Raw genomic sequence first — 13,018 nt, 5'->3', positions numbered from 1 at the left:
TGGATCCGCTCATGACCAATGCCCCTCCCGAAGTCTGCGACCTGTTGATCGAAGCCGGTTACGTCGTGCCGATCGAGCCGCACGCGGTGGTGCTCGACGATCACGCGGTGGCGGTGCACAACGGCGTCATCGTGGCGATCCTGCCGACCGCCGAGGCGCGCCTGCGGTTTGCGCCGACGCAGACCGTGTCGCGCCCGGAGGCCGCCCTGATCCCGGGCCTGGTCAATGCGCATACGCATAACCCGATGACGCTGCTGCGTGGCGTTGCCGACGATCTGCCGCTGATGGTGTGGCTGCAGCAGCACATCTGGCCGGTGGAAGCGGCGGTGATCGGGCCGGAGTTCGTGGCCGACGGCACCACGTTGGCGATCGCCGAAATGCTGCGCGGCGGCACCACCTGCGTCAACGAAAACTACTTCTTTGCCGATGTGCAGGCCGCGGTCTACAAGCAACACGGTTTCCGTGCGCTGGTCGGCGCGGTGATCATCGATTTCCCCACTGCCTGGGCGTCGTCGGACGACGAATACTTCGCGCGGGCCGGCGAGCTGCACGACCAATGGCGCGACGATCCGTTGATCGGCACTGCGTTCGCACCGCATGCGCCGTACACGGTGAACGATGCCAACTTCGAGCGCGTGCGCATGCTTGCCGACCAGCTGGACATGCCGGTGCATCTGCACACGCATGAAACCGCGCAGGAAGTGGCCGATTCGGTCAAGCAATACGGCCAGCGCCCGCTGGCGCGCCTGGATCGGTTGGGCCTGGTCAACGATCGCCTGATTGCCGTGCACATGACCCAGCTCACCGATGCAGAAATCCATCTGTGCGCCGAACGCGGCGTCAGCGTGGTGCATTGCCCCGAGTCCAACCTCAAGCTCGCCTCGGGCTTTTGCCCGGCCTGCGCATTGCAGCGTGCCGGGGTGAACCTGGCCATCGGCACCGACGGCTGCGCCAGCAACAACGACCTGGACATGTTCAGCGAAAACCGAACCGCCGCGATCCTGGCCAAGGCCGTGGCCAACGATGCCACCGCGCTGGATGCGGCCACCACGCTGCGCGCAGCCACGCTGGGCGGCGCGCGCGCGCTGGGCTTCGGCGACAGGATCGGCTCGATCGAAGTCGGCAAGCAGGCCGATCTGGTCTGCGTGGATCTGTCTGCACTGGAGACACAACCGTTGCATCATGTGCTGTCGCAACTGATCTATGCCGCCGGCCGTCATCAGGTCACCGATGTGTGGATCGCCGGCAAGCCCAAGCTGGTGCAGCGCGAGCTGATCGACATGGATACCGCTGCCCTGGTCGCCAATGCGCGGCAATGGCGCGAACGCATCCGCACCGTCCGCGCCTGACCGCGCGTCATCGCATCACGGAGTTCCGCATGAATCCCACGACCCAATCCACCTCCAGCAATTTCCATCAGGCCGAGCTGGACAAATTCGCCGCGCTGGCCAACCGCTGGTGGGACGCCGATGGCCCGCAGAAGCCGCTGCATGCGCTCAACCCGGTGCGCCTTGGCTACGTGTCTGCGCGCCAGGAGCTGGCTGGCGCACGCGTACTGGATGTGGGCTGCGGCGGCGGCTTGCTCAGCGAGTCGATGGCGCGCCTGGGCGCGCAGGTCACGGCGATCGACCTGGCACCGGAGCTGGTGAAAGTCGCCCGGCTGCACAGCCTGGAATCGGGCGTGCAGGTGGATTACCGCGTGCAGTCGGTGGAAGACCTGGCGGCCGAGCAGCCGGGTAGCTTCGATGCGGTGACCTGCATGGAAATGCTCGAACACGTGCCGGACCCGACCGCGATCATCCGCGCCTGCGCCAGCCTGCTCAAGCCGGGCGGCAAGCTGTTCCTGTCCACGCTCAATCGCACGCCGGCCGCGTTCGCACTGGCGGTGGTCGGCGCCGAGTACATCGCGCGGCTGCTGCCCAAGGGCACGCATCACTACAAGGATTTCATCAAGCCGGCAGAACTTGCGGCCTGGTTGCGCAGCGCCGAGCTGCAGCTGCAAGACGTCAGCGGCATGGTGTACGAGCCGTGGCGCAATCGCGCGCGCTTGTCCTCGCGCACCGAGGTCAATTATCTGGCGTACGCGGTGAGGCCGTGACGAGCAGGGATTGGGGAGCCGGGATTTGGGATTGGCAACAGCGAGTGCGTGCTTGATGTCTGCCGAGTCCCACCGTCCCGATGGCGGCACACGACTGCAGAGCGACGGGGCGGCTGCGAGGTTTCCGCGCGCGGTGTTGTTCGATCTGGATGGCACCTTGCTGGATAGCGCGCCGGACATGCTGGCGACCGTCAACGCGATGCTGGCCGCGCGGGAGCGTGGGCCGGTGGCGCTGGAGCAGCTGCGGCCGGTGGTGTCCAAGGGCGCGCGTGCAATGTTGGGCGTGGCCTTCGCCGAGCTCGATGACGCGGCGCGCGCGGCGCTGGTGCCGGAATTCCTGAGCCGCTATGAAGCCTTGATCGGCACGCAGTCGCAGCTGTTCGATGGTGTTCAAGAGCTGCTGGTGCTACTGGAAAGCGCCGGCTGCATTTGGGGCATCGTCACCAACAAACCCGAATACCTGGCCCGGTTGATCCTGCCGCAACTGGGCTGGCAGCAGCGTTGCGCCGTGCTGATCGGCGGCGATACCTTGCCCGAGCGCAAGCCGCATCCGCTGCCATTGCTGACTGCGGCCGAGCGTATCGACGTTGCACCTGCGCAGTGCGTCTATGTGGGCGACGACGAGCGCGACATTCTTGCGGCACGCGCGGCGGGCATGCCGTCGATGGCGGTGTTGTGGGGCTATCGCCTGCATGACGACGTGCCGGAGCGCTGGCAGGCCGATGTGCTGGTAGACCAGCCGCAGCTGCTGTGGAACCCGGCGACGTGGCCGCAGACCTGATTCTTTTTGACTTTTTTCTGGACCCGCCATGAGCCAATCCAGCGCCCTCGACAGTTTTCTCGACAAGTGGCGAACCCGCTGGCCGGAATGGTCGGTTGCCGAGCCTTTCGTTCCCGAACCGCAGCGGCACCTGGCCGCGGCCTGGTTCGCCTTGCTGCAGGAATGGGAGGACATCATGAATATCGCCGGCGACCCGCTGCCGGCCGATGCCAAGCTGGCGTGGTGGCAGCAGGAACTGCGCGACTGGTCCGGTCAACGCTCGCGGCACCCGCTGGGGCGCGTGCTGGAGCCGGTGCGTGCGCCGTGGGCGCAGTTGGCCGAGACCTTGCCGGCGATGCAGGTGGCACGTGCGCAGCCGGCATCGCTGCAGCAGGCGCTGGATCAACTGCGTGGCTTTGCCGGGGCGGTGGTCGCTGTGGAAGCGGTGTTGTTTGCGCGCAGCCAGCCAAGCGATGCCAGTGCGGTGTCGGTGCAATGGCTGGACGCACGGCAACGCGTGGCCGGTGACAGCGCCGCGCCCGGCGGCGTCACCACGGTTGCCTGGCGCACGCAGCTGCTACGTGCGTGGCCACGCAAGCCGGCATTGGCACGGCCGCACCGGGTGTGGTCGCGCCTGGCACGGTTGCGTCTGCAGCGCGAACTGGGCGGCAAGGCAGCCTATCCGCCGCCGGTGCAGCAGCTGTGGCATAGCTGGCGCGCAGCTAGCGGCGCGGACTGAGCGCAAGCGAGACGGCCGCATGGCCGTACCGTGCAAGCGCACTGCTACGCCGCTGGCCGGATGCGGCGGTTGCAAGCCCGTTACATCGTTGGCTTGGGACCGATGGCTTGCTGCGACCGGCAGACCGCAGCAAGCGTTGCATCCGCATGTGACTGCCGTGGCGCTCGGCACTTGGGATTCAAATCGGCGAATCCGGCAGCACCGAGTGATAGGCAATGAAGGCGTCATTGCATTGCAGTGGCGTGCCCGGGCCGGGTTTGCCTTGTAGCTGCACATCGTTGGGCACCGATTCGGTCAGCTGATCGTAAAAGCTCACCGGCCCGCCCTTGAAGGTGAAGTGCGTCGCGCCCGGGTTGCTCGCAGGCCCGCCGAAATGCGGCTGCGCGAAGCTGACCTTGCCGCCTTCCAGCACGACATTGTCCAGCGAGATGGTGATCGGCCGGGTAGTGCCGGCGTCGCGATACCCATAGAAACTCAATTCGCCGCCACCGAAGGTGGTCGAACCCAGCGAATGCACGTGACTGAGCGAAATGCCGTTGAACTGCGGGGGCTTGTCGCGGGTGGCCGGGTTGGCGTAGTTGGCATCGAACACCAGCGGCCGCGCAACCCCGCGCATGCAGATGTTCTCGAAGCTGATGTCGTAGACCTGGCCGCCGCGGGAGGCATCGGACTTGATGCGCAGGCCATTGGCCGAGTAGGGATCGCGCTGCACATCGTTGGCGTTGAAGCCGTCGATGCTCAAGCCACGCACGGAGATATGGCGCATGCCCGAATCGGTTTCGCTGCCCAGCGAAAAACCATGGGTGTAGTAGAACTGGTTGTAGGCGAACAGCATGTTTTCCGAGGCGATGCTGCGCTTGCTGTTGGCGTGCGCCTTGATCGCCACACCGTCATCGCCGGTGCCGATATACGAGTACGCCAGAAGCACATTCTTCGACTGGCCCGGGTCGAAGCCATCGGTGTTCTTGGCAGTCTCCGGCGTGAAGCAGGTCGCGTGCGGATTGACGTCCGGGGTGCTGCCTGCCGGGCAGCGGTAGCCGGGACGCGAATAGACCAGGCTGGGCGCCAGAATCTTGATGCCCCACGCGGTCAGGCCCACCACGTTGTCGCTGATGACATGGAAATTGGGCGAGTTCTCCAGGGTGATGTCGTACAAGGTGACGTCGGTGCTGTCGTCGATCTGCAGCAGGCGCGGCACGTGCTGGCTCAAGCCCTGGGTGACGTTGAGATAGGCAAGATCCCACCAACTGGCCTTGCCGGCATTGGGCCCGGCAGTGAGCGTGCTGCCGCCACGGCCGTCGATCTTGCCGGCGCCGACAATGGCGCTGTTGGCGGTGTCGGAGAGATGGATCAGTGGACTACACGACTTGGCCTTGTCGCTGGTGGCGGTGCCGCAGCTGCCCAGGCCGTTGTCGTAGTCCTGCGGATTGCGCGAGCCGAACAAGGTGACCCCGCGGTCGATCCATAGCGTGACCCCGCTCTTGATGGTCAACGGCCCGCTGAGCACGCCGGATTCGCCGGCATCGCCGGGGACAAGATGCACTGCGCTGCCGGCAGGGCAATCGTCGATGGCTGCCTGCAGGCGCGCGGTATCGCGCTTGGAGTGGGCCGGGTCCTGATCCAGCGTGTCCAACGAACCGGCCACTGGCATCAGTGCGGCTTTTAGCGTGGCGCAGATCTGGGTCGGCAAGGTCGGCTGCCGGACCACGCCCCAACGGGTGGAGATGCTGTGCGCGGTGTCGGGCACATCCTGCCCGTGCGGCCGCGCTGCGCCGGCCTGCAAGCTTGTCATGCCGAACACGGCGAGCGTCAGTGCTGCGATGGCGGGAAAGGCGAAAGGAGATTGCATTGGGGGAGGGCTCCGATGGGGCGTGGCGACGGTGCGATCTGCGCGCAGAGGCGATACGTTGCATGACAGCCGTATGACCGTGCCTGGTACGCCGGGCATGCAGTGCAGGTATCGATGTTGCGATGTCGATTGCGCAAGGGAGCGGCAAGCCTGGTGCCTGATGTGGGCGGCCGACGTCGGAGGGGCGAACTCGACGCCGCGTCCCCGAAGTCACCCAATGCAGTGCCCATTTCGATAAAGTGTTGCCATCGCGCAAGCGGATGAGCGGTCAACACCATCGCCTGTCGACAGACCGCATCACGCGGATTGCCAACAGGCGATGGCTAGCGGTGCCAGGCCTAAATGTTGCTGCCAGGACGCTACAAAAAAACGCAGCTGTCGTGGCGATGGGTCAGTCGGCGGCCCCGGCCCCGGTATTGCCGTATTCGTAAAGGCGGTTTGCCGAATTGGTGCAGCCGCTGCTGCAATAGGGGCGGCTGGCGGTGGAGGCATTCCAGGGCGCGGTCTTGCGGATATGGCTGCCCAGGCTGGAGTCGCGCACCGTCACCTGGCCATTGGGCGAGGTGCCATTGACGTAAGCACCCAGATTGCTGACACCTTCGTCCCAGGCGCGGCCCAGATAGGTCTGGTTGTCGGGCGAACCGGAGCCGGCGACAAAGCGGCTGTTGATCGCCAGGAACCCATAGCTGCTGCCCGGGCGCGTGCTCGGCGCGAAGATATAGCCGCCACGACTGCTGCCCAGGCGCGTACCCGCAGAGCGGATCAGGGCGTTGTCGAACACGCCTATGCCCGATCCGAAGATGAAGTCGACATCGCCTTCGATCGTGCTGTTCTTGAAATAGGCGCGAATCACGTTGGCGGCATTGGTCGCACTGATCAGCAAGGTGTCCTGATTGCCAGTCACCAGCACGTCTTCGAAGCTGGCCTGGTCGCCACGCACCGCCAGGGCGACGGCCGACTGGTTGTTGTCCTGATAGGTCCCTTCGACATAGCTGTTGTGCACGCGCAGGTGGCGCGCCTGGAAGCCCGCTGCACGCACCGTCACGGTCGCGCTGTTGGAGGTGCCCACCGTGGTCGCCGACGCATTGCTGGCACAGGGGTGACTTGCCGTGCCAGCCGGCTTGGGCGTCGGGTTGGCGTTGTTGAAGCGGATGACGGTATCGGTGGCGTCGGTGCCCAGCCCGAACAGCGTCAGCGGCGGCGCGTTGGTCGGCACGCACACCAGTTCGGTATAGGTGCCGGCCTTGATACTGATGTAGCGGCGCGTGCTGCCGCCTGCTGCCACTGCCGCATCGACCGCCGACTGCACGGTGCGATAGCGCGTTGAGCCATCGGCGGCCACTGCATAGTCCGCGCTGAGCAAGGCGACGCCGGCGGTGGGGTTCCAGTTGTCGGTGACCAAGGCCGTGAGCGGCCCGGCCTTGGCCAGGGCCTTGGCGATCGTATAGCTGCCTGCTTCGCTGCTGGTGAGCTGCGGGCGTGAGGCGGTGCCGGTGAGTGCGGCCGCATTGGCGCTGACAAGACTGAGCAGTGCAGCGGCGATGCAGGTCGTGCGGATATGCGAGACGGACATGGTGTGGCGCTCTCTCGGAAAGGGACGCATCAGACACGTGGGATATCGCAGATGCAGGGCGCGGCGTGAACGTCGAGCGCGGTTGCCTGCGATGGAGCTTGCGCCACGGGCGTGTCGAAGTTCACCTCGCCTCGCATGTGGTGCAGGAGCGATGGTACTGCCGGGTTCGCTTGCGGGTGCCGATGGTGCCAAGCAATGTGCAGGATGTGCGCGGTGGTCACGCTTTGCATCGGGTGCAGGTCGCAACGCGCGCCATTGCGTCGCGTTGTCGACGTGGCTTTGGGTTGCCGCTGCATTGCACGCAGCGTCCTCACATGCCGTGGGCATGCGGCCTTCCAGACTCAGCGGCCCGCGTAATAACGCGTATGTCAGGAACCGAAATGACAGATCCCAAAGAACTGCAGGAAAAATTCTGGAAGGCCCTGAAATCCGATCGCACCGTTATGCTCGGCCTGGATGGCGTCGAAGATGGCCATGCGCGTCCGATGACCGCACAGATCGAAGGCGACAGCGGCGGCCCCATCTGGTTTTTCACCTCCAAGGACAATGCCTTGATCGCGATGCTGGGGCAGGGCCGTCGCGTCATCGGCGCCTTCAGCAGCAAGGGCCATGATTTGTTTGCCAGTATCAGCGGCTCGCTGATCGAGGACACCGATCCGGCCATGGTCGAGCGTTTGTGGAACCCGTACGTCGCAGCCTGGTACGAAGGCGGCAAGGAGGATCCCAAGTTGGCGTTGTTGCGTCTGGACGCCGACCACGCACAGATCTGGCTCAACGGGTCAAGCCTGCTCGCCGGCATCAAGGTGTTGTTCGGTGTGGACCCGAAGAAGGATTATCAAGACAAGGTGGCGGACGTCCCGCTGCGTTGATGTCCACGCGCACATGCGGCCTGCCTGGCCGCGTGTGTGCTGAGTTCCCTGCACGGTGGTCACCGACACCTGCCGACAACGCGCTAGCGTTCGCATGGCGTTGCAGGATTGGAGCGCTTGACGGAGCCGTCCGCACGATGTGCCAGGATGTGCCAGTCGATGCGTTGTTGCGCGCGCCCACGCGGCGCTGATCTGCGCTTCACCGGCACACAACAGCGGACGGCGCAATGATCGTCTGCCAAGGCACAGCGCGGCTGTGCCGCAGCGATCAGCCAGGAGACTGACATGCAGCAGATCGAAATCGGCCAGATGGTATTTTTGCGCGACGGCGAGGTTGGCGTTGGCGCGGTACGTGAGATTCGCAACGACGGTGCCGAGCTTGTGGTCAATATCGAGAACGGTGGCGATTTTGTGCTGCAGGCATCGGCGGTACGCGATGTGCATTCTGGTAAAGTGTTGCTGGATGTCGACCGGTTGCCCGAGAACGTGCGCAATGCATTGCGTCATGTGCATGACAGCGAGCTGCAGACCAGCACGTATGCCGCAAGCAATCCGCACGATGGCGCGCTGCCATAATCGTCATGCGCATCCATGAGCGGGTTGCCGTGGGCTGATGACGGATGTGCGAGATGGATGCGCTGCGAGATGGATGCGCCTTGCAATTGCCCATGCACTGCACGTTGCATCGCGGCCCGATCGCTCGGCTCGGCGGCCAGCGGGCATGGTGACTTCCGGGCGGCGCCAGACGTTGGGCTAAGGTTACCGTCGGACTCCACCACAGCGGGATCCGGCGTGAAACTCGCCAATTTATTCATCGCCTTGTCGCTTCTTGCCGCAGTCGACGCGGTTGCATCCGATTTGCCAACGACAATCCATGTCGGCGACATTGCGGTGACCGTCGATGGCAACCACCTGGAACTGGTTGCCGGCAGTTTCTCGGCCACGCTCTATCCCGAATGGACGACGCGTTTCTTTGCGATCGAGCGCGATATCCGCTTCGATTTCGAGACGAACGACGGTGTGCATCCAGCATCGCTGGCCGTTTACGACAACGGAGTCGTCAGTGAACCGGCGCTGCGCGAAAGATGACCGCACGCAGGCTGTCATCGGCCTGTCCGCATCCCCAGGATCGCAGGATGGCGTGTGATGCGTGACGCGGAGTACGCGCTCGGCTGGCTGCCTTGCTCATGACCGATTTCCATATCCGTCGGTCAGAATGTCACGCATCCGGCAACAGGAACGTGCGCGGAGCGGCATCGGCAGGCCCGGCAGACGGCAGCGCCGGTTGCTCTGCTTCATCCTTGAGTTGCACACCGGACAACTTGCGGCGGAACGATTCGCGCAACAGAAACGCAAGTTTATGCGTGGCGTCGGCGTAACTCAGTCCTTCGGCGCGGATATTGGAGATGCAGTTGCGGGCGGCATCGGTCAGGCCGACGCGTGGCGTGTAGGTGAGATACAGGCCGAGACTGTCTGGCGAACTCAGTCCCGGCCGCTCGCCGATCAGGACGATCACGGCGCGCGCGTTGAGCAGCTCGCCGACCTCGTCGCCAATGGCGACGCGTCCTTGTGCAACCAGCACCACCGGCGCCAACGACCAGTCTTCATGCGCGGCCAGGGCATCGATCTGTTCGAGCATGTTCGCCGCATGCCGATGCACGGCCAGCGCAGAGAGCCCGTCAGCGACCACCACCGCGACATCATGCCCGCCGCCATGAACGGCGGTGAGTCCGCGCAGATGCGTGGCAGCGTCGTCGGCCAGGCGACGGCCCAGATCCGGCCGTTGCAGATAGGTGTGCCGGTCCGCCGCAGCGCTGTGCAGCAGAACGCTGCGGCGCCCACGTTGTTCCAGCGCGGCCTGCAGTGGCGCCGGGTCGAATGCCAGATGCACCGCATCGCGCGCCTGCGCATGCGCCAGCTGAAAATCCAGATGGGCTGCGGTGGGCAGACTGGTACCGACCCGTCCGAGTGCGATGCGCGCAGGGGTGAGCTGGCGCAGTTGCGCCCAGGCATCGTGCGGGGAGTCTGTCCGCTCGCTCATTGCGGCGCCCCGCTGGGAAAGTGCGACAACGCGCGGCGAAATGCCGCGGGCACCTCGCTGCCCAGTGCAAACCGTCCATCCTCGTGCAATCGCAAAATGCCGTGCTGCTCCAGCCATTGCTCGAACTCGGGCGCCGCCCGCAGGCCAAGCGCCTGACGCGCGTACAGCGCATCGTGGAAAGAGGTCGTCTGGTAGTTCAGCATCACATCGTCCGAGCCGGGAATGCCCATGATGAAGTTGATGCCGGCGGTGCCGAGCAGGGTCAGCAAGACATCCATGTCGTCCTGGTCTGCTTCGGCATGGTTGGTGTAGCAGATATCGCACCCCATCGGCACGCCAAGCAATTTGCCGCAGAAGTGATCCTCCAACCCCGCACGAATGATCTGCTTGCCGTCGTAGAGATACTCCGGGCCGATGAAGCCGACCACGGTGTTCACCAGCAGCGGTTTGAACTGTCGGGCTACCGCATAGGCACGCACTTCGCAGGTTTGTTGATCCACGCCGTGATGCGCATTGGCCGACAGCGCGCTGCCCTGGCCGGTTTCGAAATACATCACGTTGTCGCCGACACCGCCGCGTCGCAGCGACACGCCCGCCTCATGGCCTTCCTGCAACAACGCCAGGTTGATGCCGAAGCTGGCATTGGCCGCCTCCGTGCCGGCGATGGACTGGAACACCAGATCCACCGGTACGCCGCGGTTGATGGCCTCGATGGTGGTGGTGATGTGGGCCAGCACGCACGACTGCGTGGGGATCTGGTAGCCGGTGATCACCGCATCGAGCATGCGCAACAACGCCGTGGTGGCCGCCAGGCTATCGCTTGCCGGATTGATGCCGATCACCGCATCGCCATTGCCGTACAACAGCCCGTCGAGCACGCTGGCGGCAATGCCGGTGGCGTCGTCGGTGGGGTGATTGGGCTGCAGGCGAGTGGACAGCCGCCCGCGCAACCCCAAGGTATTGCGAAAGCGCGTGACCACGCGGATCTTCTGCGCCACCAGGATCAGGTCCTGCACGCGCATCAGCTTGGACACGGCGGCCACCATTTCCGGAGTCAGTCCGGGTGCCAGTGCGGCCAGCGCGGCTTCGTCGGCCTGCGCGCTCAGCAGCCAATCGCGAAAGCCGCCGACGGTGAGGTGCGCGACAGCGGCGAATGCGTTGGCGTCGTGCTGGTCGACGATCAGCCGGGTGACTTCATCGCTTTCATACGGCACCACCGCTTCAGCGAGGAAATGGCGCAACGGCAGATCCGCCAGCGCCATCTGCGCCGCCACACGCTGTCGCTCCGAGTCGGCCGCAAGCCCGGCCAGTTGATCGCCCGAACGCGCCGGCGTTGCCTTGGCCAGCAGGGTCTTCAGATCGGCGAAGCGGAACTGCTGGCCGCCAACGGTGCAGGCAAAGCCGCTCATCTGCTGTTGGCCACAGTCGAGGCCTGGCTGCGCAGGCTCAGCACGCAACACAGCGCGCCGAACAGCAGCAGGCCGACGAAGATCAGCGCCACGATCGGGTTGAACCACACCATCGCCACCAGACAGACCAGCGCGAGCAACAGCGCAATCGCCGGCACCACCGGATACCCCGGCGCGCGGAAGCTACGCTCCAGGCCGGGCTCGCTGCGCCTTAGCTTGAACAAACTGAGCATGCTCATCACATACATCACGATGGCGCCGAACACCGACATGGTGATCATTGCCGCCGTCAGCGACATACCCTGAATCTTCACCACGCTGTCGCTGCAGATTGCGGCAATGCCGATGGCGCCGCCGGCCAGGATCGCGCGATGCGGCGTGCGAAACCGCGACAACGTCGCCAACCCATGCGGCAGAAAGCCGGCACGCGCCAGCGCGAAGAATTGCCGCGAATAGCCCAGGATGATGCCGTGGAAGCTGGCCACCAGGCCGAACAGGCCGATCCACACCAGCATATGCAGCCAGGTCGAACTAGTGCCAACCACCGCCTTCATCGCCTGCGGCAGTGGATCGTTGATGTTGGAGAGCTGGCGCCAGTCGCCCACGCCGCCGGCAAATACCATCACCCCCAGCGCCAACACCACCAGGGTGAGAATGCCGGCGATGTAGGCACGCGGGATCGTGCGCTTGGGGTCCTTGGCTTCCTCGGCGGCCATCGCCGCGCCTTCGATCGCCAGAAAGAACCAGATCGCAAAGGGGATCGCGGCAAAGATGCCGGAGATCGCCGCTGGGCCAAAGACGTCGCTGCCGGCCCAGCCATTGGCGGCGAAGCGCGCCACGCTGAAACCCGGTGCCACCACGCCCATGAACACCAGCAGTTCGATCACTGCCAGCAAGGTGACGATCAGCTCGAAGGTGGCCGCAATCGCCACGCCGACAATGTTCAAGCTCATGAAGATTACGTACGCGCCGATGGCTGCGATACGTGGGTCCAGCGTGGGGAACTGCACATTCAGATACGCACCGATCGCCATCGCGATGGCCGGCGGTGCAAAGACGAATTCGATCAACGTGGCCAGGCCTGCCAGCATCCCGCCATACGTCCCGAACGCGCGCAGGCTGTAGGCGAACGGCCCACCCGCATTCGGAATGGCGGTGGTCAGCTCGGTAAAGCTGAAGATGAAGCAGGTGTACATCACCGCAACCAGCACGGTGGTGACCAGAAATCCAAGCGTGCCGGCGGTGCCCCAGCCATAACTCCAACCGAAGTATTCGCCGGAGATCACCAGACCCACTGCAATGCCCCACAGCTGCCAGGTACCGAGTGTGGGCTTGAGTTGCTCGTTGCGCATGTCGCACATCTCCTGCAGTCGGGGGGAGGGGAGACGAAGCACGCCGGTTGCCGGGACTGGGCCGCGACACCAATCGACCATCGCTGGCTGACCGGTCGCTGTCATCGGCAATGATCGACGCTCTCCCGGTTATACCCCAAAGCCCGGCGACGGACACAAGCGCAGCGGGTAGGTGTGGCGGAACGTGGCGGCGTTCCGATCTTTATTAAGTTTCCCGATGCTTGACCTGCGGTTCCGGAGGGACAAGCGCAGCTCCCGGTTACCGGTTCCCGGTCTGGTCTTGTCTGCGAGTTCAGCATGTCTGCCTGTGCTTACACAGTGGCGCTGG

The 13,018-nt window shown here is 64.7% G+C and carries 12 protein-coding genes; 7 read left to right on the top strand and 5 right to left on the bottom strand.

Annotated elements, in window-relative coordinates; genetic code table 11:
- The first annotated feature begins 11 nt into the window (after window positions 1-11).
- Genes VZ068_RS11955 through VZ068_RS11940 form a run of 4 tightly spaced genes read left to right on the top strand, consistent with a single transcriptional unit; the run spans window position 12 to window position 3,597 of the window.
- Window positions 12-1,349 carry a TRZ/ATZ family hydrolase gene (locus tag VZ068_RS11955; RefSeq protein WP_349655426.1) on the top strand — a complete coding sequence of 446 codons (1,338 nt, stop codon included), beginning with the start codon at window positions 12-14 and terminating at the stop codon, window positions 1,347-1,349.
- A 29-nt stretch (window positions 1,350-1,378) separates the two neighbouring features.
- Window positions 1,379-2,098, top strand: coding sequence for a bifunctional 2-polyprenyl-6-hydroxyphenol methylase/3-demethylubiquinol 3-O-methyltransferase UbiG (ubiG, locus tag VZ068_RS11950; protein ID WP_259150625.1), 720 nt, complete (start codon window positions 1,379-1,381; stop codon window positions 2,096-2,098).
- 55 nt (window positions 2,099-2,153) lie between these two features.
- Complete coding sequence (locus VZ068_RS11945) at window positions 2,154-2,879, top strand: phosphoglycolate phosphatase (protein WP_349655425.1); 726 nt, start codon at window positions 2,154-2,156, stop codon at window positions 2,877-2,879.
- A 28-nt stretch (window positions 2,880-2,907) separates the two neighbouring features.
- The gene (locus VZ068_RS11940; protein ID WP_349655424.1) at window positions 2,908-3,597 is read left to right on the top strand and encodes a phytoene/squalene synthase family protein; all 690 of its coding nucleotides are present in this window, start codon (window positions 2,908-2,910) and stop codon (window positions 3,595-3,597) included.
- Between the two features lie 178 nt (window positions 3,598-3,775).
- Here the strand turns inward: VZ068_RS11940 and VZ068_RS11935 are convergent, their stop codons facing one another.
- Together VZ068_RS11935 and VZ068_RS11930 are read right to left on the bottom strand one after the other, a co-directional pair.
- Window positions 3,776-5,446, bottom strand: coding sequence for a glycoside hydrolase family 28 protein (locus VZ068_RS11935; protein WP_349655423.1), 1,671 nt, complete (start codon window positions 5,444-5,446; stop codon window positions 3,776-3,778).
- Window positions 5,447-5,837: 391 nt separating this feature from the next.
- Entirely contained in the window at window positions 5,838-6,977 is a 1,140-nt protein-coding gene (locus VZ068_RS11930; RefSeq protein ID WP_349657699.1) for a putative acyl-CoA thioester hydrolase, read from the bottom strand.
- Between the two features lie 407 nt (window positions 6,978-7,384).
- Here VZ068_RS11930 and VZ068_RS11925 point away from each other — a divergent pair, with 407 nt between their 5' ends.
- The 3 genes from VZ068_RS11925 (at window position 7,385) to VZ068_RS11915 (ending at window position 8,977) form a co-directional block, all read left to right on the top strand.
- Window positions 7,385-7,888: a pyridoxamine 5'-phosphate oxidase family protein gene (locus VZ068_RS11925; RefSeq protein ID WP_349657698.1), complete on the top strand. Its 504-nt coding sequence runs from the start codon at window positions 7,385-7,387 to the stop codon at window positions 7,886-7,888.
- A 285-nt stretch (window positions 7,889-8,173) separates the two neighbouring features.
- Entirely contained in the window at window positions 8,174-8,464 is a 291-nt protein-coding gene (locus VZ068_RS11920) for a hypothetical protein (protein ID WP_349655422.1), read from the top strand.
- 216 nt (window positions 8,465-8,680) lie between these two features.
- Complete coding sequence (locus tag VZ068_RS11915; RefSeq protein ID WP_349655421.1) at window positions 8,681-8,977, top strand: hypothetical protein; 297 nt, start codon at window positions 8,681-8,683, stop codon at window positions 8,975-8,977.
- Between the two features lie 130 nt (window positions 8,978-9,107).
- Here VZ068_RS11915 and eutC read toward each other — a convergent pair whose 3' ends face one another.
- The 3 genes from eutC to eat are packed head-to-tail and all read right to left on the bottom strand — an operon-like array spanning window position 9,108 to window position 12,699.
- On the bottom strand, window positions 9,108-9,929 hold the full coding sequence (eutC, locus tag VZ068_RS11910; RefSeq protein ID WP_349655420.1) for an ethanolamine ammonia-lyase subunit EutC: 822 nt from the start codon (window positions 9,927-9,929) through the stop codon (window positions 9,108-9,110).
- The gene (locus VZ068_RS11905; protein ID WP_349655419.1) at window positions 9,926-11,338 is read right to left on the bottom strand and encodes an ethanolamine ammonia-lyase subunit EutB; all 1,413 of its coding nucleotides are present in this window, start codon (window positions 11,336-11,338) and stop codon (window positions 9,926-9,928) included. Before VZ068_RS11905 ends, eutC begins: the two co-directional genes overlap by 4 nt.
- A complete protein-coding gene (gene eat, locus VZ068_RS11900) occupies window positions 11,335-12,699 on the bottom strand; it encodes an ethanolamine permease (RefSeq protein ID WP_259163734.1) in 1,365 nt (454 codons plus the stop codon). The genes VZ068_RS11905 and eat overlap by 4 nt, the downstream gene beginning before the upstream one ends.
- Window positions 12,700-13,018 lie beyond the last annotated feature (319 nt).

This window comes from Xanthomonas sp. 10-10 (genome assembly GCF_040182365.1).
GTDB lineage: Bacteria > Pseudomonadota > Gammaproteobacteria > Xanthomonadales > Xanthomonadaceae > Xanthomonas > Xanthomonas arboricola_F.
The sequence above is the reverse complement of the archived record's forward strand: the minus strand, read 5'-3'. Positions and strand labels throughout refer to the sequence as shown.

Bases quoted from the DNA above. Each gene is read 5' to 3' on its own strand.
- VZ068_RS11905 (WP_349655419.1), bottom strand. From the start codon at position 11,338: ATGAGCGGCTTTGCCTGCACCGTTGGCGGCCAGCAGTTCCGCTTCGCC.
- ubiG (WP_259150625.1), top strand. From the start codon at position 1,379: ATGAATCCCACGACCCAATCCACCTCCAGCAATTTCCATCAGGCCGAG.
- eat (WP_259163734.1), bottom strand. From the start codon at position 12,699: ATGTGCGACATGCGCAACGAGCAACTCAAGCCCACACTCGGTACCTGG.
- VZ068_RS11920 (WP_349655422.1), top strand. From the start codon at position 8,174: ATGCAGCAGATCGAAATCGGCCAGATGGTATTTTTGCGCGACGGCGAG.
- VZ068_RS11925 (WP_349657698.1), top strand. From the start codon at position 7,385: ATGTCAGGAACCGAAATGACAGATCCCAAAGAACTGCAGGAAAAATTC.
- VZ068_RS11935 (WP_349655423.1), bottom strand. From the start codon at position 5,446: ATGCAATCTCCTTTCGCCTTTCCCGCCATCGCAGCACTGACGCTCGCC.
- VZ068_RS11955 (WP_349655426.1), top strand. From the start codon at position 12: ATGACCAATGCCCCTCCCGAAGTCTGCGACCTGTTGATCGAAGCCGGT.
- VZ068_RS11940 (WP_349655424.1), top strand. From the start codon at position 2,908: ATGAGCCAATCCAGCGCCCTCGACAGTTTTCTCGACAAGTGGCGAACC.
- VZ068_RS11945 (WP_349655425.1), top strand. From the start codon at position 2,154: ATGTCTGCCGAGTCCCACCGTCCCGATGGCGGCACACGACTGCAGAGC.
- eutC (WP_349655420.1), bottom strand. From the start codon at position 9,929: ATGAGCGAGCGGACAGACTCCCCGCACGATGCCTGGGCGCAACTGCGC.